The sequence below is a fragment of the Streptomyces sp. NPDC052773 genome (assembly GCF_044547145.1).
Taxonomy (GTDB): Bacteria; Actinomycetota; Actinomycetes; order Streptomycetales; family Streptomycetaceae; genus Streptomyces.
On record NZ_JBITZX010000003.1, the window covers coordinates 191,546 to 213,697 of the forward strand.

Annotated in this window: 23 protein-coding genes; 11 read left to right on the forward strand and 12 right to left on the reverse strand. The window is 74.0% G+C overall.

Going from position 1 to position 22,152, the window contains the following annotated elements; all coding sequences use genetic code 11:
* Window positions 1-13: 13 nt before the first annotated feature.
* Window positions 14-304, forward strand: coding sequence for a DUF4031 domain-containing protein (locus ACIG0D_RS08820; protein ID WP_399797416.1), 291 nt, complete (start codon window positions 14-16; stop codon window positions 302-304).
* Here ACIG0D_RS08820 and ACIG0D_RS08825 read toward each other — a convergent pair.
* Both ACIG0D_RS08825 and ACIG0D_RS08830 read right to left on the reverse strand, forming a co-directional pair.
* Window positions 286-1,371 carry a GNAT family N-acetyltransferase gene (locus ACIG0D_RS08825; RefSeq protein ID WP_399797418.1) on the reverse strand — a complete coding sequence of 362 codons (1,086 nt, stop codon included), beginning with the start codon at window positions 1,369-1,371 and terminating at the stop codon, window positions 286-288. The genes ACIG0D_RS08820 and ACIG0D_RS08825 overlap by 19 nt on opposite strands.
* A gap of 28 nt (window positions 1,372-1,399) precedes the next feature.
* Window positions 1,400-2,050 carry a hypothetical protein gene (locus tag ACIG0D_RS08830; RefSeq protein WP_399797420.1) on the reverse strand — a complete coding sequence of 217 codons (651 nt, stop codon included), beginning with the start codon at window positions 2,048-2,050 and terminating at the stop codon, window positions 1,400-1,402.
* A 46-nt stretch (window positions 2,051-2,096) separates the two neighbouring features.
* Here ACIG0D_RS08830 and ACIG0D_RS08835 point away from each other — a divergent pair, with 46 nt between their 5' ends.
* Window positions 2,097-2,771, forward strand: coding sequence for a maleylpyruvate isomerase family mycothiol-dependent enzyme (locus ACIG0D_RS08835; RefSeq protein WP_399797423.1), 675 nt, complete (start codon window positions 2,097-2,099; stop codon window positions 2,769-2,771).
* Between the two features lie 96 nt (window positions 2,772-2,867).
* On the forward strand, window positions 2,868-3,560 hold the full coding sequence (locus tag ACIG0D_RS08840) for a copper homeostasis protein CutC (protein ID WP_399797426.1): 693 nt from the start codon (window positions 2,868-2,870) through the stop codon (window positions 3,558-3,560).
* A gap of 164 nt (window positions 3,561-3,724) precedes the next feature.
* Here the strand turns inward: ACIG0D_RS08840 and ACIG0D_RS08845 are convergent, their stop codons facing one another.
* The gene (locus ACIG0D_RS08845) at window positions 3,725-5,689 is read right to left on the reverse strand and encodes a HelD family protein (protein WP_399798172.1); all 1,965 of its coding nucleotides are present in this window, start codon (window positions 5,687-5,689) and stop codon (window positions 3,725-3,727) included.
* Window positions 5,690-6,011: 322 nt separating this feature from the next.
* On the opposite strand from ACIG0D_RS08845, the gene ACIG0D_RS08850 reads away from it, so the two are divergent.
* Together ACIG0D_RS08850 and ACIG0D_RS08855 are read left to right on the forward strand one after the other, a co-directional pair.
* Window positions 6,012-6,200, forward strand: a complete 189-nt coding sequence (locus tag ACIG0D_RS08850) for a hypothetical protein (RefSeq protein WP_399797429.1) — start codon at window positions 6,012-6,014, stop codon at window positions 6,198-6,200.
* Window positions 6,201-6,310: 110 nt separating this feature from the next.
* On the forward strand, window positions 6,311-7,360 hold the full coding sequence (locus ACIG0D_RS08855) for a glycosyltransferase 87 family protein (protein ID WP_399798175.1): 1,050 nt from the start codon (window positions 6,311-6,313) through the stop codon (window positions 7,358-7,360).
* On the opposite strand, the gene ACIG0D_RS08860 is transcribed toward ACIG0D_RS08855, so the two are convergent.
* Window positions 7,312-8,955 carry a DNA repair helicase XPB gene (locus tag ACIG0D_RS08860; protein WP_399797432.1) on the reverse strand — a complete coding sequence of 548 codons (1,644 nt, stop codon included), beginning with the start codon at window positions 8,953-8,955 and terminating at the stop codon, window positions 7,312-7,314. The two genes, ACIG0D_RS08855 and ACIG0D_RS08860, sit on opposite strands and share 49 nt — an antisense overlap.
* Before the next feature lie 185 nt (window positions 8,956-9,140).
* Between ACIG0D_RS08860 and istB the strand changes: the two genes are divergently transcribed.
* Entirely contained in the window at window positions 9,141-10,418 is a 1,278-nt protein-coding gene (istB, locus tag ACIG0D_RS08865) for an IS21-like element helper ATPase IstB (RefSeq protein ID WP_399797435.1), read from the forward strand.
* Here istB and ACIG0D_RS08870 read toward each other — a convergent pair.
* The 3 genes from ACIG0D_RS08870 to ACIG0D_RS08880 form a co-directional block, all read right to left on the reverse strand.
* The gene (locus ACIG0D_RS08870) at window positions 10,387-10,659 is read right to left on the reverse strand and encodes a hypothetical protein (RefSeq protein ID WP_399797438.1); all 273 of its coding nucleotides are present in this window, start codon (window positions 10,657-10,659) and stop codon (window positions 10,387-10,389) included. The genes istB and ACIG0D_RS08870 overlap by 32 nt on opposite strands.
* A gap of 97 nt (window positions 10,660-10,756) precedes the next feature.
* Complete coding sequence (locus ACIG0D_RS08875; protein ID WP_399797441.1) at window positions 10,757-10,885, reverse strand: hypothetical protein; 129 nt, start codon at window positions 10,883-10,885, stop codon at window positions 10,757-10,759.
* A 200-nt stretch (window positions 10,886-11,085) separates the two neighbouring features.
* The gene (locus ACIG0D_RS08880; protein WP_399797443.1) at window positions 11,086-13,716 is read right to left on the reverse strand and encodes a helicase-associated domain-containing protein; all 2,631 of its coding nucleotides are present in this window, start codon (window positions 13,714-13,716) and stop codon (window positions 11,086-11,088) included.
* 254 nt (window positions 13,717-13,970) lie between these two features.
* On the opposite strand from ACIG0D_RS08880, the gene ACIG0D_RS08885 reads away from it, so the two are divergent.
* The 3 genes from ACIG0D_RS08885 to ACIG0D_RS08895 all read left to right on the forward strand — a co-directional run bounded on the left by ACIG0D_RS08885 (window position 13,971) and on the right by ACIG0D_RS08895 (window position 16,368).
* The gene (locus tag ACIG0D_RS08885; protein WP_399797446.1) at window positions 13,971-14,270 is read left to right on the forward strand and encodes a hypothetical protein; all 300 of its coding nucleotides are present in this window, start codon (window positions 13,971-13,973) and stop codon (window positions 14,268-14,270) included.
* 110 nt (window positions 14,271-14,380) lie between these two features.
* A complete protein-coding gene (locus ACIG0D_RS08890; RefSeq protein WP_399797449.1) occupies window positions 14,381-15,403 on the forward strand; it encodes a hypothetical protein in 1,023 nt (340 codons plus the stop codon).
* Window positions 15,404-15,702: 299 nt separating this feature from the next.
* Window positions 15,703-16,368: an HAD family hydrolase gene (locus ACIG0D_RS08895; protein WP_399797452.1), complete on the forward strand. Its 666-nt coding sequence runs from the start codon at window positions 15,703-15,705 to the stop codon at window positions 16,366-16,368.
* Here the strand turns inward: ACIG0D_RS08895 and ACIG0D_RS08900 are convergent.
* The gene (locus tag ACIG0D_RS08900; RefSeq protein ID WP_399797454.1) at window positions 16,314-16,595 is read right to left on the reverse strand and encodes a hypothetical protein; all 282 of its coding nucleotides are present in this window, start codon (window positions 16,593-16,595) and stop codon (window positions 16,314-16,316) included. The two genes, ACIG0D_RS08895 and ACIG0D_RS08900, sit on opposite strands and share 55 nt — an antisense overlap.
* Before the next feature lie 164 nt (window positions 16,596-16,759).
* Between ACIG0D_RS08900 and ACIG0D_RS08905 the strand changes: the two genes are divergently transcribed.
* A complete protein-coding gene (locus tag ACIG0D_RS08905; RefSeq protein ID WP_399797457.1) occupies window positions 16,760-17,143 on the forward strand; it encodes a cold-shock protein in 384 nt (127 codons plus the stop codon).
* Between the two features lie 26 nt (window positions 17,144-17,169).
* On the opposite strand, the gene ACIG0D_RS08910 is transcribed toward ACIG0D_RS08905, so the two are convergent.
* The 4 genes from ACIG0D_RS08910 to ACIG0D_RS08925 all read right to left on the reverse strand — a co-directional run bounded on the left by ACIG0D_RS08910 (window position 17,170) and on the right by ACIG0D_RS08925 (window position 20,679).
* On the reverse strand, window positions 17,170-18,012 hold the full coding sequence (locus ACIG0D_RS08910; RefSeq protein WP_399797460.1) for a 1,4-dihydroxy-6-naphthoate synthase: 843 nt from the start codon (window positions 18,010-18,012) through the stop codon (window positions 17,170-17,172).
* Window positions 18,009-18,704 (reverse strand): futalosine hydrolase, encoded by a 696-nt coding sequence (locus ACIG0D_RS08915; protein ID WP_399797463.1) that lies wholly within the window; start codon window positions 18,702-18,704, stop codon window positions 18,009-18,011. Before ACIG0D_RS08915 ends, ACIG0D_RS08910 begins: the two co-directional genes overlap by 4 nt.
* Before the next feature lie 14 nt (window positions 18,705-18,718).
* Window positions 18,719-19,228 carry a DUF2771 domain-containing protein gene (locus ACIG0D_RS08920; protein WP_399797466.1) on the reverse strand — a complete coding sequence of 170 codons (510 nt, stop codon included), beginning with the start codon at window positions 19,226-19,228 and terminating at the stop codon, window positions 18,719-18,721.
* 62 nt (window positions 19,229-19,290) lie between these two features.
* On the reverse strand, window positions 19,291-20,679 hold the full coding sequence (locus tag ACIG0D_RS08925; RefSeq protein ID WP_399797468.1) for an MFS transporter: 1,389 nt from the start codon (window positions 20,677-20,679) through the stop codon (window positions 19,291-19,293).
* A gap of 306 nt (window positions 20,680-20,985) precedes the next feature.
* Here ACIG0D_RS08925 and ACIG0D_RS08930 point away from each other — a divergent pair, with 306 nt between their 5' ends.
* Entirely contained in the window at window positions 20,986-21,912 is a 927-nt protein-coding gene (locus ACIG0D_RS08930; protein ID WP_399797471.1) for a DUF3027 domain-containing protein, read from the forward strand.
* Window positions 21,913-22,152 lie beyond the last annotated feature (240 nt).

Consider the following 22,152-nt stretch of genomic DNA (forward strand, 5'->3'; position numbering starts at 1 on the left):
AGAGGGCGTCCTCGTGACGGTGTACATCGACCCGCCGACCTGGCCGGGCCACGGCCGGCTCTGGTCCCACCTGGTCAGCGACGCCTCGTACGACGAACTGCACACCTTCGCCGCCCGCCTGGGCGTGCCCCGCCGCGCCTTCGACCGCGACCACTACGACATCCCGGCGCACCGCTACGCCGACGTGGTCCGCGCCGGGGCCGTCGAGGTCACCTCCCGCGAGCTGGTGCGGCTGCTGCACGGCGCCGGACTGCGCCGCCGCAAACGGCACTCCCCGGCCGCCGGTCAGCCCCGCAACTCGTAGGCGAACAGCTCCTCCTCCGCCGCCACCCTCCGGAAGCCGGCCCGCGCCACGACCCGCTGCGACGGCAGGTTCGCCGGCTCCACCGTGGCGAACAGCGACCGTACGTCCGTCCTGGCCAGCGCCCACTCCGACAGCGCGCGCAGCGCCTCGGTGGCGTAGCCCCGGCCGCGGGCCGAGGTCGCTAGGTCGTAGCCGATCTCCGCGCGGCCGTCCTCGTCCGGCGGGCCGTGGAAGCCCATCCCGCCGACCGCCCGCCCGTCCTCCTGCCGGACCAGCACGAACAGCCCGAACTCGGGCCGGTGCACCCCGGTCTCGTACGCCTTCAGGGTCATCGCCGCGGCCTCCCGCGTGCCCTCGTACGGCCCGCCCTCGACCCAGTCGAACCCGCCGTCCCCGCCGACGGCGAGATCCGCAGCCGCCGCCGGGGTGACGCCCTCCAGGGTGAGGCGTTCGGCGGGGATGACGAGGTTGTTGCTCCACACCCACTCGGTGACCGGTTCGCGCCCGTGCAGCTCGCCGCGCCCGGTGGCCCACAGCAGGGTCGGCCAAGGAGCGGGGCCCGGCCGGACCTGCGGGAAGATCCGGGTCAGCGCGAACTCGGCGAGGTCGGCGTCCGGTTCGTACGCCAGCCCGAAGCCCTCGGCGATGTCATGCGTGTGGAGCAGTGTCTCGGTCACGCCCATCGCGGCGAAGCCCTCGCGGTTCGCGCTGCGGAAGGGGAACGGGTGGAAGGCGCGGGCCCGTGGCGGGGTGGTGCGCACGGCCATGGTGAGCAGCGTGCCGGTGGTCTCCAGGACGTCGATCAGGCCGGCCGGCCGGGTGTCGTCCTCGACGACGAGGTCGAAGGGCGCGTAGGCGTCCATGTGCCGTCCGCGGCCCGCCAGTTGACCGGCGTACGCCGTCAGGGCGCCCGCGAGATGACCCGCCGCCCTGCGGCAGCTCCACTCCAGGCGGCCCGCCCTCGTGCCGTCCCAGTCCCGTTCCGTCGCCGTCCGCAGCACCCGTGCCGCGCCCGACACCGCCCGCTCGACGGCCTCGGCCGCCCGTTGCCCGCCCACGTCAGTCATGGTCGGCAGGCTAGGGGAGCGGGCGGGGTCAGGACGACAGCATTTCCAGTTCGGCGGTGAGGTTGTAGCGGGCGGTCGCCTCCCAGCGCTCGGCCCCGTACGGGGTGCGGAACAGCCGGGGCAGGGCGAGCAGATCGCGCAGGATCGCGGCGCGCCCCGCGCGGAAGGCGTCGGAGGGGATGAAGCCGTACTCCTCGCGCACGGCCACCGTGTAGGCGGCGTACGCGGACGGCGGCGAGGCGAGGATCGCCAGGTCGGCGTCGCACAGCACATGCCCGTTGCGGTCGTCGTCGGCGGGCGCGTGCCCGGCGGTCAGCCGCACCAGCCGCGCCACCTCGGCGGTCCGGTCCTCCGCCAGCCCCGCCTCGGCCAGCGCCCGCTCGGCGAGCCGCGCCGACCGCTCCTCGTTCTCCGACCGGTCCGGGAGATACACGGCGTCGTGGAACCAGGCGGCCAGCCGCACCAGGTCCGGATCGTCCGCGTACTCCTCCAGCGTGTCGACGTGGTCGAGGACCGCCGTGAGATGGGCGAGCGTGTGATACCGCCGCTGCGGCTCCCGCCAGCGGCCCAGCAGATCGTCCGCGTACGGCAGCGGATCCGGGCCGTCCCCCGGATGCCGGGCCCGCTCCAGGGAGCGGCTGAACCGGGCACGCAGTTCCTCGAGATCGACATCGGCCATGGCGGCATTCTCCCGCGCGGCGGCGTATGGCACCTAGCGTGGCCGTATGACTTCTACGGACGTGAGTGACGTACGCGACCCGGAGCTGCCCGGGCGGCTGCTGACGGTCGAGCGGGACGATCTGGTGCCGCTGCTGCGGTCCCGGGCGGAGACGGACTTCGCGCTGCCGGTGACGGCGTGTCCCGGCTGGACGGTGCGGGACGTGCTCGCGCACTGTTCGGCCGCGCTGACGCGGGTGGTGGAGAACCGGTTCGAGGAGGGCGTGTTCTCGCCCGAGTCCAACGACCGGGACATCGCCGAGCGGGCCGACTGGACGAACGCGCGGGTCGTGGACGAGCTGGAGCGCGGGATGACCGAGGCCGGGCCGGTGATCGCCGAGGCCGGTGGGGCGCTGGACGGGCTCGCGCTGGGGGAGTGGGTGCACGCCGGTGACGTCCGGGACGTGCTCGGCGAGCCCGGCGCGTACGGCGGGGCGGGGCTGCCGTACGCGCTCGAACTGCTCGCCCGGCTCACCCGGGAGCGGGGCCATCTGCCGCTCCACGCCGACCTCGACGACCGGGACGAGCCGCTGCTGCTCGGCGAGGCGAGCGGCGCCCGGCCGCCGGCCCGGTTCATCGGGTCCGCGCCGGCCCTCGTCCGGCTGTACGCGGGCCGCCCGCTCGCGGGCGCGGACTACGAGCTGGCCGGGGTGGAGGCGGCCGAGCTGAACATCTTCCGGTGAGGGCGGGTGAGGGCGGCGGCGCGCGGGCGTAGTCTTTGATTGGACTAGACCTGTAGAGCCGTAGCGCGGCTGACGAACGCCGACGAATGGGGTGTCATGAGCAAGCGTGCAGTCCTGGAGGTGATCGCCCTCGACGCCGAGGACGCGATCGCCGCCCAGGCCGGAGGCGCGGACCGCCTCGAGCTGGTCACCGAGATCGCCGCCGACGGGCTGACCCCGTCCACGGCGGCCTTCCGCGCGATCCGCGCCGCCGTCGACATCCCGCTGCGGGTGATGCTGCGGCTCACCGACGGGTTCGCGTCGGGCGATCTCGACCGGCTCGTCGCCCGCGCCCGCGAACTGCGCGGCGCCGGTGCCGATCAGTTCGTGCTCGGCTTCCTCGACCCGCACGGCGGCCTCGACCTGTACGCGGTCGAGCGGGTCGTCGCCGCGCTGGACGGCTGCTCCTGGACCTTCCACCGGGCGATCGACCACGCCGCCGACCGCGACGCGCTGCGCAAGCAGCTCGACGGACTGCCCGGTCTGGACACCTACCTCACCGCCGGGTCCGCCGCCGGCGTGGACGACGGCCTTCCCGCGCTGCTCACCGAGGCGGCGCGCAGCGGCGAGCCCGGGTACGAGCCACGGATCCTGGTCGGTGGGGGGCTGCGGCTCGATCATGTGCCGCGCCTGCGGGAGGCCGGGATCGACGCGTTCCACATCGGCGGGGCGGCGCGGCCGGCGGGCTGGTCGGGGCCGGTCTCGGTGGAGGCGGTCGCCGAGTGGCGGAGGGTTCTGGACGCGGTCTGAGGGGGGTGCGGCTGCGCGTCGCGGACTTGCGGTGCGTCGTGGGTTGCTCGCGCCCCTGGAGGTGGGTATAGTGCACGCACTTCAGGGGCGCGGGGAACCGCGCGACCAGCCACACACCACCCGCAGACCGGTGACGGCAGCGACCGCCCCAACCCGCCGGACCCTCAGTCCAACTGAGCCGGCAGCGGTGCCCCGTGCGTCACGATCAGGCCCGACACCGCACGGGTCAGCGCCACGTACAGACGGCGCAGCCCCGTCCGCTCGTCCGGCTCCCCGTCCACCACGGCCTGCGGCTCGTCCAGCACGACGTAGTCGTACTCCAGACCCTTCGCGAGCGAGGCGGGGACCAGCGTCAGACGGGTCTCCTGGGTGGTCTCCTCACCCGGGGCGAGATACGGCAGCCCCGCCTCCGTCAGCGCCTCCGCGAGCAGCGGGACGCGCGCGTCGGCGGCGATCAGGCCGACGGAGCCCTCGTTGCGCAGCAGCTCCGCGCAGGCCGCGACCACGTCGGCGGTGCCGGCGGCCGGGCGGACCTCGAACAGGCCCGGGTTCTCCCGGATCGAGGCGACCGGGGTGAGGCCCGGCGCGATGTGCGGGAGCAGCCGAGAGGCGTAGGCGATGACGTCCGTCGGCACACGGAAACCGGCCGTCAGCTCCTCGATCACCGCGTCCGGCTTCCCCAGGTGCGCCAGCGCCTCCCCCCAGCCGCGGGTCGCCCACGGCGTGGTGCCCTGCGCCAGGTCGCCGAGGACGGTCGCGCTGCCGGTGGTGCAGCGGCGGCCCACCGCGCGGTACTGCATCGGCGACAGATCCTGCGCCTCGTCCAGCACCACGTGCCCCAGCGAGGGCGTGCGCTCCACGAGGTCCGCCGCCTCGTCGATCAGCACCGCGTCGGCGGGCGACCACCTGGCGGACTTCACGCTCCGGGCGGGCTTCGCCCACAGGATCGTCTTCTGCTCGTCCTCGGTGAGGATGTCCTCCGCGTGCTCGGCGAGGAAGTCCGCGTCCGTCAGCAGCCGCAGCACCAGCTTCGCCGGGTCCACCACCGGCCAGATCGCCTTCACCGCCGCCTTCACCGCGCTGTTGCGGGCCACCGCGTCCTGCACCCGGTCGTCCGGCGCCTCGCCCGCGCGCTCCATCTGCACCAGCACCGCGTGCGCGATCCGCTGCGGCAGCGCCTCGCGGGCGGCGCCGTAGCGGATGTCGCGGTCCAGCAACTCGCGGACGATGTCCTCCAGTTCGTACGCCGGGACCCGCCAGCGCCGCGAGCCGCGTACGACCACGACCGGCTCGGTGGGCAGGGTCACGTGGGAGTACACGGCCCGGCGCAGCACCTCCGCCATCCGCGCGTCACCCTTCACGACGGCCGCCGCCGCGTCGTCCGTGCCGCGCACCTCGACGTGCGCGACGAGGTCGTCGACCGTCGCCTGACGGACCGTCAACTCGCCCAGGGCGGGCAGAACTTGCTCGATGTAGTGCAGGAAGGACCGGTTCGGGCCGATCACCAGCGTGCCGGTGCGGGCCAGCCGCTCGCGGTGGGCGTAGAGGAGGTAGGCGACGCGGTGCAGGCCGACGGCCGTCTTTCCGGTGCCGGGTCCGCCCTGCACGCACACCGTGCCGCCCAGGCCCGAGCGGACGATCTCGTCCTGCTCCGGCTGGATGGTGGCCACGATGTCCCGCATCGGGCCGACACGCGGCTTCTCGATCTCCCGCTGGAGCAGCCGGCTGGTCTTCGCGGCCTCCGCCGGGTCCGACAGACGCTCGTCCTCGTACGCGGTCAGCTCGCCGCCCGTGTACCCGAAGCGGCGGCGCAGCGCGACGTCCATCGGGTCCTTCTTCGAGGCGCGGTAGAACGGCTGGGACACCGGCGCGCGCCAGTCGATCACCATCGGGTCGCCGTCGGCGTCGTGCACGTGGCGCCGCCCGATGTAGAAGCGTTCGCCCTCCGCGCCCTCCGCCCGGTCCGCGCCCGGGGTGTGCAGATAGTCCAGGCGGCCGAAGAACAGCGGGGTGTCGCTGAGGTCGGCGAGCGCCTTGATCCGCTCGTCGATCTGGCGCTCCAGGACCTGGGCGTTCACCCAGTTCGCGGTGACGTCGCGGATGTCCAGCGACTCCACGTCCTCGCGCATCGCGCGCAGCGCGGCACGGGAGGCGGCGAGGTGGGCACGCTCACGGGAGAGGGGGTCGGTGCGGTCGGCGGTGGACAAGGGGGTGCCTCCGAAGGGACCTGCGAGGTGGTGGGCCTGCGAGAAGCCGACCGGTTTCCGTCCGGGCGGCGGCACTCCGTGAGGGGAGGCGGGCAAGAGCGGAGATTTTAGACGAGCGCGAAGACCGGGGCTAACGAATTTCCCCGCTTCCCTCTCGCGGTGTACGGCCCTCCCCGGCTCCCTAGGGGGCAGACCCGACCGAAGACCGATGCGGCCCTTATGTCCGGGAATCCACCATGGAGACATGAGTGCAGCAGCCATCACCCCAGCACCGCCCCCCGCCCGGGCCCCGACCGGCGCGACCGCCGTCGCCGGCAGCCACCGGCACCGCCTCGGCGACGCGCTCCGTGCCGTGAAGGTCTTCGCGGGTGCCGTGTTCGACGTGGTCGTCCTCGGGGAGTACGGCGAGGAGGCGGGCGTCCGCCGCAGGTGACGGTCTAGGGTCACCGCGTGACCCGCCGTGCACACAGCGCAACCCCCTGGCTCCTTCTCGCGGTCTCCCTCACGGTGTTCGCCGTGCTGTGCGTGGCCCAGCGCGCCCCCATGGCCGACGCGCTGGTCTACCAGGCGGAGGGCGAGGCGGTCCTCGACGGCCGTGACCTGTACGGCTTCACGGTCACCGAGTGGCATCTCCCGGCCACCTATCCGCCCTTCGCCGCCCTTCTCTTCACCCCCACGGCCTGGCTCCCCCCGGCCGCCCTCAAGGCGGCCTTCCTCACCGGCAACACCCTGCTCACGGCCTGCCTGGTGCACCTCTCGGCCCGCCTCGTGGGCCTGCGCACGGGGCCCGCGACGCTGTGCGCCGCCACGGCCCTCGCCCTGTGGCTCGAACCCGTCTTCCAGACCCTGCTCTTCGGGCAGATCAACCTCGCCCTGGCCTGCCTGGTCCTGTGGGACCTGACCCGCCCGGCCGGCACCCGCGCCCGGGGCGCGGCGGTGGGCATCGCGGCCGGGATCAAACTGACCCCGGCCGTCTTCATCGCGTACCTGCTCCTGACCGGCCGCCGGCGCGAGGCGGCGACGGCCACCGCGGCACTGGCCGGCACCGTCCTCGTGGGCGCGCTGCTGCTGCCCGCCGCCAGCGCCGACTTCTGGCTGCGCCGCCTCTGGGAGACCGGCCGCGTCGGCAAGCCGTGGATCGTCGACAACCAGTCCCTCCAAGGGATGATCGCCCGTGCGCTGGGCGACCCGGCCCCCGGCCCCGCCTGGTGGCTCCCGGCGGTCCTGACGGCGGCCGGCGGCCTGTGCCTGGCGGCCCGCGCGGCCGGCGACCGCCACGGCATCCCGCTCACCGCGACGACCGCCCTGCTCGTCTCACCGGTCAGCTGGTCCCACCACTGGGTGTGGTGCGTCCCCCTGATCGCGGTCCTGGTCGCGGACGGCCGCCCCCGCCTCGCCGCGCTCACGGCCGCCGCCTTCACCGCCCGCACCCTCTGGCTCGTCCCCCACGAGGGCCCCCGCGACCTCCACCTCCCGTGGTGGCAGCAGCTCCTCGCGTCGCCGTATCCCCTGCTGGGGCTGGCGGTGCTGGTGCTGCTGCGGCCTCAGCTCTCCGCCAGCAGCTCGTCCGCGTCCACGATGCGGTACGCGTAGCCCTGCTCCGCGAGGAAGCGCTGGCGGTGGGCGGCGAAGTCCTGGTCGATGGTGTCGCGGGCGACGACCGAGTAGAAGTGCGCCTGGTGGCCGTCGGACTTGGGGCGCAGGACGCGGCCGAGGCGCTGGGCCTCCTCCTGGCGGGAGCCGAAGGTGCCGGAGACCTGGATGGCGACCGTGGCCTCGGGCAGGTCGATGGAGAAGTTCGCCACCTTGGAGACCACCAGGACACTGATCTCGCCCTGGCGGAACGCCTCGAACAGCTTCTCCCGCTGGGCGTTCGACGTCTCGCCCTTGATGACCGGCGCGCCCAGGTGCTCGCCCAGCTCGTCGAGCTGGTCGATGTACTGGCCGATCACCAGGATCTGCTGGCCCGCGAAGCGGCGGACGATGGCCTCGGTGACCTTGCGCTTGGTGTCCGTCGTCGCGCAGAAACGGTACTTCTCCTCCGCCTCGGCCGTCGCGTACGCCAGCCGCTCGGCGTCGGTCAGGTTCACCCGCACCTCGACGCAGTCGGCGGGCGCGATGTACCCCTGCGCCTCGATCTCCTTCCACGGCGCGTCGAACCGCTTCGGCCCGATGAGCGAGAACACGTCCGACTCACGGCCGTCCTCGCGGACCAGCGTCGCCGTCAGACCGATCCGCCGCCGCGCCTGGAGGTCGGCGGTGAACTTGAACACCGGCGCGGGCAGCAGGTGCACCTCGTCGTAGACGATCAGGCCCCAGTCCCGGGAGTCGAACAGCTCCAGGTGCGGGTAGACGCCCTTCCGCCGGGTCGTCAACACCTGGTAGGTGGCGATCGTGACCGGGCGGATCTCCTTCCTCGTGCCGCTGTACTCGCCGATCTCGTCCTCGGTCAGCGAGGTCCGCTTCACCAGCTCGTGCTTCCACTGCCGGGCGGAGACGGTGTTCGTGACCAGGATCAGCGTCGTCGACTTGGCCTGCGCCATCGCCCCGGCCCCGACCAGCGTCTTCCCCGCGCCGCAGGGCAGGACGACCACACCGGACCCGCCGTGCCAGAAGTTCTCCACCGCCTGCTTCTGGTACGGCCGCAGTGCCCAGCCGTCCTCCAGCAGCTCGATCGGGTGCGCCTCGCCGTCCACGTACCCGGCGAGGTCCTCCGCGGGCCAGCCCAGCTTCAGCAGCGTCTGCTTGATCTGCCCCCGCTCCGAGGGATGCACGGCGACCGTGTCCGGGTCGATGCGGGCGCCGACCAGCGGAGCGATCCGCTTGGACTTCAGCACCTCCTCCAGCACCGGCCGGTCGGTGGTGGTCAGCACCAGCCCGTGCGCGGGGTGCTTCACCAGGGACAGCCGGCCGTAGCGGTCCATCGTCTCGGCGATGTCGACGAGCAGCGCGTGCGGCACCGGGTAGCGGCTGTACTCGACCAGCGCGTCGACCACCTGCTCGGCGTCGTGCCCGGCGGCGCGCGCGTTCCACAGCCCGAGCGGCGTCACCCGGTAGGTGTGGATGTGCTCGGGCGCCCGCTCCAGCTCGGCGAACGGCGCGATGGCACGACGGCAGTCGTCGGCCCGCTCGTGGTCGACTTCCAGGAGCAGGGTCTTGTCGGACTGGACGATCAGCGGTCCGTTCACGTGCGTACATCCTTCCGCGCGGCCAAACGTCCAGTGTGCCTGATCCGGCCCGGTCGGCGGCCGGTCCGGTGCGCTCCGGGCCGGTACCGCCGCCACCGGTCCTACAGGATGTCTATTCAGTCTCGCGGGTGGTGGGGTGCGGCCGTACGGCGGAGTGCTGCGAAGAATGACGCAGTGTGCAGCACATGACTCGTACGCCGCCACCGCCCACCGCCACGCTCGGGTACGCCCTCTTCGCCACGCGCTGGCTCCAGGCGCCGCTGTACTTCGGCCTGGTCGCCGTGCAGGGCGTCTATGTCTACAAGTTCTTCAACGAGCTGTGGACGTTAATCGTCCGCTGCGTGGCCGGGCGGGCCGACGAGACGTACGTCATGCTCGCGGTGCTGAAACTCGTCGACGTCGTGATGATCGCCAACCTGCTGATCATGGTGATCGTCGGCGGCTACGAGACCTTCGTCTCCCGGATCGACCTCCAGGGCCACCGGGACCAGCCGGAATGGCTCTCGCACGTCAACCCCAACGTGCTGAAGGTCAAGCTGGCCACCGCCATCGTGGGCATCTCCTCCGTCCATCTGCTCCAGATGTTCGTGGACGTGGACCACACCTCCCACCACTCGCTGCTGTGGGGCACGGTGATCCACATGGCGTTCATCGTGTCCGCCGCGATCCTCGCGTACATGTCGGGGGAGATGGTGGCGCGCGTCGAGCACCACACGAAGGACCACCACGCGAGGGAGCAGCACTCCGGGGACCGGCATCCCGAGGAGCCGGCGCGGAGCCGTCACGGCGCCGGGCCCGAGCCGGGCGGCGAGCCGCTGCCCGTGCCCGCGCAGGCCGGTCCGCCCGCCCGGGAGGCCTACGACCGCGAGGCGCACGCCGAGGACCGGATCCGCGCCGCCGGGTTCCCCGCCCGCAAGCAGCTGGAGGACTTCGACACCGAGTACCCGCGCGCCTTCGACCGTGACACGGTCGCGCGCCTCGGCAAGCTCGACTTCGTCGCCGCGCGCCGCAACGTGCTGTTCACCGGCGGCCCCGGCACCGGCAAGACGCACCTCGCGATCGGGCTGGGGCTGCGCGCCTGCCAGGCCGGGCACCGGGTGCTGTTCGCGACGGCCGCGGAGTGGGCGGCCCGGCTGGCGGACGCGGAGGCGGCGGGCCGGCTCACCGAGGAGCTGGCCGGCCTCGACGACGTTCCCCTCCTCATCGTCGACGAGGTCGGTTACGTCCCCTTCGACACGGACGCCACGCGCCTGCTGTTCCGGCTGGTCGCCCACCGCTACGAGCGCGGCTCGCTGATCGTGACCAGCGACCGCCCGCTGGAGCGCTGGCACGAGGTGTTCGACGGCCCGGCCGTCCCGGCGATGGCGGACCGCCTCGCCCACCACGCCGAGACCGTACGGCTCGAAGGGGACAGCTACCGCAGGCGCCGCACTACTTCAGCGTGGGCAGAGCGATCGTGTTGATCAGCGGTCCCTCGATGTTCCCCACCTCGCTGACCACGGGCCCGGCGCCGGCCTCCGGCAGCGGCAGCGGCAAGGGCAGCGGGGCGGCGGGTGAGGCGGCGGTCGCGGCGGCCGGGGTGGCGGCGGAGGCCTGCGGGGCCAGGGCGCCGACCAGCGAGGCGGCCGAGATGAGCGCCGCCGTGGAGACCGCGAGCGCGGTGGAGCGGGTGACGTGAGGGCGGAGGGCGAGTCCGGAGCGCATGGGAAGCGTCAGGGCCTTTCCGTGAAAGGGCGGAGTGGGTCGGCGGGCCGGTCCCGGAGAGGCTGAACGGGACCGGCCCGGTGCCTGCGACGACGGATCAGATCTGCGGCGTCTCGAGGACCAGTCCCGCGACGTCGATGCTGATCGCCGCCGCCTGAGTGGTCAGGGCGCCGAACATCAGAGCGGCGGCGGACAGAACGGCGGCTACTCGACGGGCTGCGCGCATGGGGGGTTTCCTTTCGGCTGTGCTGGGCCCGGGCCGCCTGTCCGACGGCCCGGGCGGGATCAGGACAACCGGTGGCTGCCCGGCGGTTCCCCCCGGAATGCGACAGGCCCGGCAAGCTCCCTCATGGGTGGGAACCCCGCGGCGTGGCGTGCATGAACGCGGGCGTACACCCGTCCGGGTGACCTCCGCGGCGGCGCGCCTCAGCCCTCGTCGTCCGCCAGCTCCGCCACGCCCGTGATCCGGTGCAGCGGGAAGGTGCGGACCTCGTCCGCGGTGTGGTCGTACGCCGTCACGAAGCCGCCCTCGACCCGCACCGGGGCGATGACCCGCTGGCTGGCGGCGCCCTCCGCGTTCACATAGCCGATCCACAGGGACTGCCCGGTGAGCACCGCGGCCTGCATGGTGGCGAGCGTCTCGGCGGAGCCGGTGCGCGGCAGCGCGCCGGGCGCGGCCGGGGCGGACTCGCCGGACCCGCTCCCGTCGCTCGGCTTGCGCGGGGCGGTGGCGGCCAGGTCGCCCGCCCTGATCGCCCGGATCGCGGCGGAGAGCAGTGTCGCGTCGGGCACCGGCGGCCCGTCCGGCACCGGCTCGGGGGCGGTGCGCGGCGGGGTGCGGTGGGCGTGCGCGCGGGTGATCAGTACGTCGCCCTCGGCGGACTCGGCGGCCGGGGCGAAGCCCATCGCGCGCAGCCCCTCCAGCAGGGTCGCGGGGTCGGCCTGCGCGGCCAGCACGGTCGGGGCGAGGCGGCGCAGCCGCAGTCCCGCCGACCGTTTGTCCGCCAGGATCTCGCTGAGCATGGCGTCGTCGTCGCAGCGGACGTACGCCGAGGCGGCGCCGACCCGCAGATGGCCGTGCCTGCGGGCCACGTCGTCGATCAGATAGGCGAGCGGCTGCGGCACCGGCGTGCGGGAGTGCTCGGCGAGGAAGGCGTGCAGGTCGGCGGCGGTGCGGCCGGCGTCCAGGGCGCGGCGCACGGAGGCGGGCGTGAACCGGTACACGGTCGCCCCGCCCTTGGACTCCACCTCCGCGAGCACGCTCAGCGTCTCGGCCAGCGGGCGCTCGAGCGGGCCGGGCGCCACGGCCGTGAGGTCGGCCTGGAGCAGCACGTGGTCCAGCGGCTCGGGCAGCAGCGGGGCGAGCAGGCGGGCGGCGGTGGCGGTGGCCGTGGCCTGCTCGGCGGGGGAGAGCGGCTCGGGGACGGCGGGCGTGGCGGGTGCGGCGGGCGCCGGGTGGTGGTGATGGGGATGGTGGTGCACGGGGAGCTTGTCACCGGGGCCCTGAGGTTCCGGGGCGGGGGCGTGCTCGGGCGCGTGCTCCGGCATGTGCGCGGGGGCGGGCGCGGGCGCGCCGGCGCCCAGGAGGGCGCGTCCGTGCCCGGAGAGCGCCCCGCGCCCGGTCACGCCCAGCAGCTCCGCCTCCGACAGCGTCCACTGCGCGAGCCTGGCCCGCAGATCGTCCTCGGTGTCCCGGCCGCCGCGCGACGGCCGCTCCCAGCGCAGCCGGGCGAGCACCGACTCGCGGTCGGGCGCGGCGCCCTCGGGCAGCGCGGCGAGCAGGGTCAGCACCCGGTGCCGTACCTCCGGCGCCGCCGAGCGGTCGAGGCCGGGGCCGAGCGCGGACAGGCTGCGGTCCTTGGCGTCGCGCCCGCCGACCAGCCCGGGCGTCCGGGTCGCGGCGAGCCAGGCCTCGGCGAGGCGGGCCCAGCGTTCGGCGGCGGGCCGCTCCAGCCACTCGTCGTAGGCCGGGGTGGCCGCGTAGCGCTCGTCGGCCTCGCCGTCGGAGGCGATCAACCCGGCGGCGTAGGCCAGCTCCACCCAGAACGCGGCGACCGGCTCGGAGACGTCCAGGGCGACGGCGGTGCGCTTGAGGTCGCGCACGCTCAGCCCGCCGGCCCGCAGCACCGCCGGGCCGCCCTCGTCCCACTCCTTCAGCAGCTCCTCCACGGTCGCCAGCGCGGTCAGCGCCTGCCCGGCCGCCGTGGCGTCCACCACCTGTGGACGGTGCGTGGCCGCGGCCTCGACGGCGGGCGGCAGCGGCTCGGGGTGGCGGTGCGCGCGCCCGCCCCGCAGATGCAGCGCCACCTCGCGCGGCAGCACGACGGTCCCCGGCGCGGTCGGCAGCAGCAGCCCCCGGTCCATCAACCACCGCAGCCGGGGCGCCGGATCCGCGGTCACCTGCCCGTACGGCGGCCCCCACACCAGCCGCTCCAGCACCTGCCGCGACTCCTCGGGCGCCTCGGCGAGCAGCGCCCGCATCCGCTTCCGGTCGCGGAACAGCGCGCTGAGCGAGGCGACGGCGGACACCGAGTCGTGCGTGGACGGCAGCCCGGCCGCGGCCACGATCTCCTGGATCCGCCCGGGCGACATCCCCGCGGTCGCCTCCTGCACGGTGGGCCCCAGCCCGGTCGGCGAGGGATGCTGCGGCGACGGCGCCAGCAGCTCCCGGGCGGTCCGCACCAGCCGCAGCCGCTCGTCGTCCCCCCACACCAGCGCCTGCTCGCGCAGCACCCCCACCGCACGGGGCAGCGCGGCGGCCACGACCGGATCCCGGTCGTCCCCCGCCATCAGCCCCAGCAGCTCGTCGTACGACGCCGGATCCCCGGCCACGGCCAGCGCCTGCGCCGTCTGCAACGCGAACCGGTCCAGCCGCTCCAGCGCCCGCACCACCGAGGCCCGCGTCCCCGCCCGGGTCGCCAGCTGCGTCAGATCCGTCGGCACCGGCGTGATGAGATCCGGCCGGCTCCGCAGGAGCCCGGCCAGCGAGGCGTCGTCCCGACCGCGGAGCGCCTCCGCGAGGGACCGGGGGGCCACAGGCTTCTCCTCGGTGCTCATCCGGCCAACGGTAGCGGCTACCACCCCCGGACATCAGCCCCGCGCGGGCCCCGCGAGGCGTCCGCGACGGCGCCGGGACGGCGCCAGGGAGGCCGCCGCCGGCGAACGGGACGTTGCGCAGATGGCCCCCGGATGAATTCCGCGCGGACGGTTCCGACAGCTCTGGCAACACTCGGTCCGCAGTCGTCACCCTGAGGCTCCCCTGTCAACCTCTCGATGGCGAAAGGGAGTTCGACGGTGACTCTGGGCATCGAGTGGATCTCGACACCGTGATCGCGATCCTGAGCATCGTGGTGCCGCTCATCGCGTTCGGGTGGGAGTTCGGGGTCGTCGGGCGCAAGCGGCTCGGATACCGGGTGCAGATGGACACGCTGGCGACGGACACCGCCCACTCGCCGTACGCCGGAGTCCTCCGGGAGCTGGACGACGACCACGGCAGCACCCTCACCAACCCGTCGTTCGTCCTGCTGCGGATCGAGAACGCGGGCTGGCAGCCGATCGTCGCCCGGCTGTGCTCGGAGGCGGACAAACCCGGGCTGTGCGAACCCGGCTGACGTACCGTCCGCCACCGGCCCCTGCGCTAACGTCGTCCCCCGGGGACGGATTTCGGCGGAAAACGGAAACCGTGACAGCGCAACGGCACACCCGCCCCGGAGGGGACAGCGTGGGCATCGAGAGCGACAAGGTCGTCTACGAGTATCTGAGCCGCGTCGGCGACGTGGCGCAGCAACGGCAGCTGCCCTCCGCCACCCGCATGCGGCTGGTCAACCAGCTGCGGGACGAGATCGACCGGCGGCGGGCGAAGGCACCGGTGGACAGCCCCGCCGCCGTCCGCCGGATCATCGCCCGCCTGGGCAGCCCCGACGACGTGGTCACGGCGGCGGGCGACGGCACCGGAGCGCGCACCGCCCCGGAGCCGCCGCCCGCCGCCGTCCCCGTCCAGCGGGACGAGACCGCCGAGGCCGTGGAGCGCCGCCCGAAGAAGCCCGCCCGGCCGCCCCTGGGCCTGCCGAAGAGCCTGCGCCGCGTCGTCCCCCGCCCCCGCCCCGCCGAACCGCGCGCCGCGGCCGAGGAGGTCGCCGCCGCGCCCCACGTGGCGGGCGCCCACGAACTCGGCGACAGCGCGATCGAGCCGGACTGGTGGCGGGTGGAGAGCACCCCCTTCGGCGCCGGTGAGGCCGTCCCGGGGTTCGTCGGCGGCGTGGAGATCCCCGACCTGCTGAAGCCGCCGCCGGCGCGCGACGCGGCGGTGGCGAAGAAGTCCGCCGCGCCGCTGGTCGAGGCCGAGGAGGAGGCCGAGGCCGAGGAGGTGCCGGAGGAGGGCCGCCGCCGTTTCCTCCCCGCCCCCGGAAGCTGGAGCAACCCCCTGCTCCTGTTCGCCGCCGCCCTCCTGGTCGCGGGCGCGGTCCTCGGCAACCTCCTGGTCCTGGCCTTCGGCTGGCTCATCGTCTACGTCTCCCGCCGCCTCACCCAGGCCGAGATCAAGTGGGCGGTCATGGTGCTGCCCGGACTCGCGGTCGCCGCCGGTTTCACCTGGCTGTGGGGCCGTACGGAGGGCCGCTGGGGCGAGCCGATCCCCGAGGGCGCGATGAGCGCGGCGATCGGCGAGACCTGGCCGTGGGTGGTGCGGGGCGCGGCGCTCGCGTCGGCGGCGTTCCTGGTCTGGCGGTCCCAGAAACAGCGGTGAGGGCGCGGTCCGGCAGCGGCGAGGATGCGGTCCGGCAGCGGCGAGGGCGCGGTCCGGCAGCGGCGAGGATGCGGTCCGGCAGCGGCGAGGGCGCGGTCCGGCAGCGGTGAGGGCGCGGTCCGGCAGCGGCGAGGATGCGGTCCGGCAGCGGCGAGGGCGCGGTCCGGCAGCGGTGAGCCGCGGTGCCGGAAACAGAGGCGAGCGCGGTGCCGGAAGCAGCGGTGAGCGCGGTGCCGGAAGCAGCGGTGAGCGCGGTCCCGGAAACGGCGGTGGCCCGGCCGGTCGGCACAATGGCCCGCATGGCCTCCACGACCCCCGCCCCGCTCACCGTCGGCTTCGACCTGGACATGACCCTGATCGACTCCCGCCCCGGCATCCGCGCCTGCTACCAGGCCCTCGCCGAGCGGACCGGCACGTTCGTCGACGCCGACCTCGCGGTCACCCGCCTGGGCCCTCCCCTGGCGGAGGAGCTGCGGAACTGGTTCCCGGAGGACGAGGTCCCGGCCATGGCCGACCTGTACCGGTCGATGTATCCGACGTACGCCATCGCCGCCACCCCCGCCCTCCCCGGCGCCCGCGAGGCCATCGCCGCCGTCCAGGTGGCCGGCGGGCGCGCGATCGTCGTCACGGCGAAGTACGAGCCGAACGCCAGGCTGCACCTGGAGCACCTGGGCATCGAGCCGGACGCCGTGGTCGGCGACCTGTGGGCCGAGGCGAAGGCGCGGGCCCTGCGCGCGCACGCCGCGGGCGTCTACGTCGGCGACCACCTGGGCGACATCCGCGCCGCCCGCGCCGCCGACGCCCTGTCGGTGACGGTGGCGACCGGCCCGTTCGGCGCGGACGAGCTGCGCGCGGCGGGCACGGACGTGGCCCTCGCCGACCTCACCGAGTTTCCGCGGTGGCTTGCCGGCTACCTCGAGGAAACCGATGGTGCCCCCGGCGCCCCGGAGGCGGCGCGCGCCTGACGCCGCCCGGCGGCGATGGACCGCAGCACCCCGGCACCGGCGATCAGAAATCCGACGCCCATGAGCATGCTCAATGCGAACATATACGTCGGAAACGGCGTCGTTCCGAGGAACAACGGGGCCACGGTGACCAGCGTGGCCACGGCACCGAGGAAGAACACGACGGCACCGGCACGGACCAGTCGGTCACCGGGCGCGGCGGAATTCGGTTGGGTTTTGTCACGCACCGCACCAGGGTAGTTCCCAGCGCGAGGGAACAACCGGGCGACGTCTTGTCAGCGGCCCCGGGACCATTAGCCTTGGTACCGGCGGGTCAGTGGCGACCCGCTCTAGTGCTATCAAGAGCCGTTTCCGAAGCAGTTTTCCGACGAGTACGAGGACGAGGACAGACGTGCCTACCGGCAAGGTCAAGTGGTTCAACAGCGAGAAGGGCTTCGGCTTTCTCTCCCGCGACGACGGCGGTGACGTCTTCGTCCATTCCTCGGTTCTCCCCGCCGGAGTGGAGACGCTCAAGCCGGGTCAGCGCGTGGAATTCGGCGTGGTCGCCGGCCAGCGCGGCGACCAGGCCCTGTCGGTGATCCTGCTGGAACCGACCCCGTCGGTCGCCGCCGCGCAGCGCAAGAAGCCGGATGAGCTGGCCTCGATCGTCCAGGACCTGACGACCCTCCTGGAGAACATCACCCCGATGCTGGAGAAGGGCCGCTACCCCGAAAAGGCCTCCGGCAAGAAGATCGCCGGCCTGCTCCGCGCGGTCGCCGACCAGCTCGACGTATGACCGTGTAGACCGTCGGGCAGACCCCGTCAGGGGAAGTCCAGCGCGTCCGGGCCGAGGGGCGGCAGCAGTCCCTCGGCCGCCGCGCGGGTGAGCAGCCCGCGGACCGCCGCGTAGCCGGCCTCGCCGAGGTCGGCGGTGAACTCGTTGACGTACAGCCCGATGTGCTGGTCGGCGACGGCCGGGTCCATCTCCTGGGCGTGCTCCATGACGTACGGGCGGGACGCCTCCGGGTCGTCCCACGCGGCCCGTACGGACGTACGGATCGAGTCGGCGAGCAGCCGCAGCGTCTCCTCGCCCAGCGACCGCTTCGCGATGATCGCGCCCAGCGGGATCGGCAGCCCGGTGGTGTTCTCCCAGTGCTCGCCCATGTCGGCGAGCTTGTGCAGCCCGTAGTTCCGGTACGTGAACCGGGCCTCGTGGATGACGAGCCCGGCGTCCACCTTCCCGTCCCGCACGGCGGGCATGATCTCGTGGAACGGCATCACCACGATCTCCCCGACACCGCCGGGCACGGTGTCCGCCGCCCACAGCCGGAACAGCAGATACGCGGTCGACTTCTCGCTCGGCACGGCGACCGTCCGGCCGGTGAGTCCCCCGTCGCCCGCCTCCCGCGTGAGCACCAGCGGCCCGCAGCCCCGCCCCAGCGCGCCGCCGCACGGCAGCAGGGCGTACTCGTCGAGGACGTACGGCAGCACCGCGTACGACACCTTCAGCACGTCGGACTCGCCGCGCTCGGCCATCCCGTTGGTGACGTCGATGTCGGCGAAGGTCACCTCGAGGGCGGGCGCGCCGGGGACGCGGCCATGGGCGAGGGCGTCGAAGACGAAGGTGTCGTTCGGGCAGGGGGAGTAAGCGATCCGCAGCTTCATGCCGGTTTCCAACCCTCCAGGACGGGTGCGAGCTTCCCGAAGCCCTCGGTCAGCGCGTCCAGCGCGTCACCGATGCGCCAGGCGGCGCGGTCGCGGGGGCCGACGGGGTTGGAGATCGCGCGGATCTCCAGGACGGGCGTGCCGTGCAGGGTGGCGGCCTCGGCGATGCCGAAGCCCTCCATGGCCTCGGCCAGGGCGCTGGGGTGGCGCTCGCGCAGGGCGGCGGCGCGGACGGCGGTGCCGGTGACGGTCGAGACGGTGAGCACGGTGCCGGTCGCCGCGCCGGTGGCGCCGGCGGTCTCCCGTACAAGGGCCTCGGGCGGGTGGTGGGTGACGGTTCCGAAGCCGAGCTCGGTGAGCGGCAGGAAGCCGTCAGCCGTCTCCGCGCCCAGGTCGGCGGCGGTGATCGCGTCGGCGACCACGAGCGAGCCGACGGGGGCACCGGGCGCGAACCCGCCCGCGATGCCTGTGGAGACGACCAGCGTGTAAGGGGCGCCGCCGAGGGCGGCGGCGGTCAGCGCGGCTGCCACGGAGGCGGCGGCGCGGGCCGGGCCCACGCCCGCGGCCAGCAGGTCCGGGCCGCCCGGCAGGCGGTGCAGGACCGTGCCGGGCACGTGCACCTGCTCCGCCGCCCCCGGGAACGCCCGGGCCACCGCGTCCCGTTCGGCGGGGACCGCGGTGGCTACGAGCACACGGGCCGGAGGCGTCAGGAGGCGCTCTCCTTCACGGCGTCCTTCCAGGAGCCGGACTGCTCGACCTTGAACGTCCACACGCCCTTGACGCCCTTCTGGCCCTCCTGGATGGAGACCGTGTTGGTCGCGCCCTGGCTGCCGTACTGGGCGTTGAAGAAGGCGTTGCTGGGGAGGGTGGTGTACGTGTTCTTGGTGACCTCGGTGAACTGGCGGCCGTTCACGAGGACGACCCAGCCGTTCTCCGCGATCTCCGGGTCGACACCGAAGCGGACGGTCTCGCCCTGTTCCACCTCGATGGACTTGACGTCCTTGGTGTTCTCGGCGCACTTCGCCAGCGACTTCTCGTCCAGCTTGTCGCCGTCGTTGTAGCAGATGGCCTCGTCGTTGACCGAGCTCGAACCGACGGTGATCGTCGCAACGGGCGTCGGCTTGTCGCAGGCCGTGAGGACGAGCAGTCCGGCGGAAACGGCGCCGGCGGCGGCGACGGCGCGGCGGCGTCGCACAACGGATTGCAGCGTGGTCATGGCCGAAGGCTATCGGGCGCGTCAGGAGGCCCGCCCGGGTGGGGTACGAGCCGTGGCGTGGGTTACGCCACTCGCGTGCGCGGCCGGCCGCCGTGCCGGGCCGAGCCGAGCAGCCCGCGCACGGTCGTCACCCAGCCCGTGGCCAGCACACCGGCGCCCACGGCGAGGCCCAGCGTGCCGTTCAGCGGCAGCGCGATCCCGATCGCGCCGCCGACCACCCAGGCCATCTGCAGCAGCGTCTCCGAGCGGGCGAACGCCGAGGTGCGCACCTGCTCCGGCACGTCCCGCTGGATCAGCGCGTCCAGCGACAGCTTGGCCAGCGCCTGCGCGAACCCGGCGACCGCGGCGAGACAGGCCACCAGGAACGCGCCGAAGAACAGGGTCGCGGTGACCGCCACCCCCAGCTCCACCGCGACGACCGTGACGATGATGATCTCCGGGGCGCGGGCCCGCAGCGCCGCCCCCACCGCCGTACCGCAGGCGTTGCCGACGCCCGCCGCGACCGCCACCATGCCCAGCGACACCGCCGCGCTCTGCCCGGTCAGCGGGTGCTCGCGCAGCAGGAACGCCAGGAAGAAGATCAGGAACCCGGCGAGGCAGCGGATCGCGGCGTTCATGGCCAGCGCGTGGGTGACCGCGATGCCGACCGTGCGCAGCCCCGGCCGCTTCACCGGCTTGCGGTGCGGGCCGTGCAGATGCTCCGCGTCCGCCGCGAGCAGGGCGGTGTCCTCGCCCTTGGCGGAGTCGACCTTCCGGGGCAGCGAGAAGGACAGGAACGTTCCGGCGACGAAGATCACAAAGGCGCCGAAGAGTGGCCAGCGCGGGCCGAGGGCCTGGAGCCCGGCCCCGACGGGGGCGGCCACACCGGTCGCCAGCAGCCCGCCCAGCGTCACCCGGGAATTCGCCTTCACCAGCGAGAAGCCCGGCGGCAGGAGTCTGGGCACCACGGCGCTGCGCACCACGCCGTACGCCTTGGAGGCGACCAGCACGCCGAGCGCGGCCGGATACAGCTGGATGCTGCCCGAGATCACCGCGCCCGACAGCACCAGGGCGAGCAGCGCCCGGGCCAGCATCGCGCACGCCATCGCGGCGCGGCGCCCGTGCGGCACCCGGTCGAGCAGCGGGCCCACCACGGGCGCCAGGAGCGTGAAGGGCGCCATGGTGATCGCGAGGTAGAGGGCGACCCGCCCGCGCGCCTCGTCGGTCGGCACGGAGAAGAACACGGTGGAGGCGAGCGCGACGGTGATCATGACGTCGCCGGCGCCGTTCACCGCGTGCAGCTCGATCAGCTTGCCCAGGCCCGACTCGCCCGCGCCGTGCGCGTGCGTCGCCTTCCGGATCCCGCGCGCGGTCCCCGTCACCGGCAGGTGCAGGGCACGCCCCAGCGCGCGGAGCGAGCCACCCCATCGGCCCGTTCCGCTCCGTCGGCTGCTCCCGTTGGCGGCTGCCACCCCGTCATAGTGCCCTGAGAACGGCGTCGCTAGTGGTGTTACGAGGCGGATGGCGGCGAACTGAGGGGGATCGGCCGGGCGGCGGTGTAGGCCAAGTGCACGGGAACAGGTAGCGTGCGTAGCGCGCCGTGGCGAACGTTCTCGGCCGCGCGCCTCACCGGCATCCCGCAGAATGGATGACGTAGGTGTGCCCGAGAGCGTGAGGACACGGACGTCGACGCGGTCCCCAGGTCCGCTCCGTCCGCCGCCCCCACCGCCTCAAGGCAAGGCGCACCCGTAAGACGGCGTAGGAGAGAAGCGATACCTGTGAGCGCAGCGACAACGCGAAGCCGCACCCCCGACCGCCTGTGCGCCGAGGCCGTCGACCTCGCCCGCGCCGCCGCCGAGGAGGCCGCCGCGCCCGGCGTCGTCGGCGAGCACGTGGGGCTGGTTTCCGAGGGTGACCGCGTTGTCACGCACTTCTTCGAGTGCAAGGAGCTGGGCTACCGGGGCTGGCGCTGGGCGGTGACGGTGGCCCGCGCCTCCCGCGCCAAGATCGTCACGGTGGACGAGGCGGTCCTCCTGCCCGGCCCGGACGCCGTCCTCGCCCCCGAATGGGTGCCGTGGAGCGAACGCCTGCGCCCCGGCGACCTGGGCCCCGGCGACCTCCTGCCCACCGACGCCGAAGACCTCCGCCTCGAACCCGGCTACACGGGCGAGGACGAGCCCGCGCCGAACTCCGCGGTCTCCGAGGACATGGCGGAACTGGTCGAGGCCGAGGACGCGGAGATGACGGCCGGCACCCCGGCCCACCTGCCCCAGGCCCCGTCCCGCGGCTCCATCGCCGCCGTCGCCGAAGAACTCGGCATGCGCCGCGCCCGCGTCCTCTCCCGCTACGGCCTGCACACCGCCGCCGACCGCTGGGAGGAGGCGTACGGCCCGAAGACCCCCATGGCCCAGGCGGCCCCCGCCTCCTGCGTCAGCTGCGGCTTCCTCGTCCCCATCGGCGGCTCCCTCGGCCAGGCCTTCGGCGTCTGCGCCAACGAGTTCTCCCCGGCCGACGGCCGCGTGGTCTCCCTCTCCTACGGCTGCGGCGGCCACTCCGAGGCGGCGGTCATGCCCAAGCCGCCCCAGCCCGCCCCACCCGTCATCGACGAGACCCGGGTCGATCCCTTCCCGCTGCGCCCGGCCCGCGACTCGGGCTCGGTCCCGGACATCACGGACGAGGAGTCGGCGGAACTGGGTCACTCGTAAGGGCCCCACCGGTCCCGGCGCGCCGTGAGGCACGCCTGGCGAACTCGGCGACGCCGCGCGGGCCTTCGCAGCGCGGCGGCCCGGCGCACACCTCTTCGTATGACGGCGGGAAGGCATCGCGCGAGCGAGCGCCGCGACCGTCCCCGGCGCTCGGACGTCACGCCGCGAGGTGGCGGCGGCCAGGGCCTCGCGCCGGTAGCGGCGGGCGGAGTTCCGGGCGTCCGTGTGGAGCGTCCCGGA

Bases quoted from the DNA above. Each gene is read 5' to 3' on its own strand.
- ACIG0D_RS08870 (WP_399797438.1), bottom strand. From the start codon at position 10,659: ATGCGCTCCGGACTCGCCCTCCGCCCTCACGTCACCCGCTCCACCGCG.
- ACIG0D_RS08895 (WP_399797452.1), top strand. From the start codon at position 15,703: ATGGCCTCCACGACCCCCGCCCCGCTCACCGTCGGCTTCGACCTGGAC.
- ACIG0D_RS08875 (WP_399797441.1), bottom strand. From the start codon at position 10,885: ATGCGCGCAGCCCGTCGAGTAGCCGCCGTTCTGTCCGCCGCCGCTCTG.
- ACIG0D_RS08825 (WP_399797418.1), bottom strand. From the start codon at position 1,371: ATGACTGACGTGGGCGGGCAACGGGCGGCCGAGGCCGTCGAGCGGGCG.
- ACIG0D_RS08830 (WP_399797420.1), bottom strand. From the start codon at position 2,050: ATGGCCGATGTCGATCTCGAGGAACTGCGTGCCCGGTTCAGCCGCTCC.
- istB (WP_399797435.1), top strand. From the start codon at position 9,141: ATGACTCGTACGCCGCCACCGCCCACCGCCACGCTCGGGTACGCCCTC.
- ACIG0D_RS08910 (WP_399797460.1), bottom strand. From the start codon at position 18,012: ATGAAGCTGCGGATCGCTTACTCCCCCTGCCCGAACGACACCTTCGTC.
- ACIG0D_RS08855 (WP_399798175.1), top strand. From the start codon at position 6,311: ATGGCCGACGCGCTGGTCTACCAGGCGGAGGGCGAGGCGGTCCTCGAC.
- ACIG0D_RS08840 (WP_399797426.1), top strand. From the start codon at position 2,868: ATGAGCAAGCGTGCAGTCCTGGAGGTGATCGCCCTCGACGCCGAGGAC.
- ACIG0D_RS08920 (WP_399797466.1), bottom strand. From the start codon at position 19,228: ATGACCACGCTGCAATCCGTTGTGCGACGCCGCCGCGCCGTCGCCGCC.
- ACIG0D_RS08835 (WP_399797423.1), top strand. From the start codon at position 2,097: ATGACTTCTACGGACGTGAGTGACGTACGCGACCCGGAGCTGCCCGGG.
- ACIG0D_RS08880 (WP_399797443.1), bottom strand. From the start codon at position 13,716: ATGAGCACCGAGGAGAAGCCTGTGGCCCCCCGGTCCCTCGCGGAGGCG.
- ACIG0D_RS08850 (WP_399797429.1), top strand. From the start codon at position 6,012: ATGAGTGCAGCAGCCATCACCCCAGCACCGCCCCCCGCCCGGGCCCCG.
- ACIG0D_RS08845 (WP_399798172.1), bottom strand. From the start codon at position 5,689: ATGCGCGAGGACGTGGAGTCGCTGGACATCCGCGACGTCACCGCGAAC.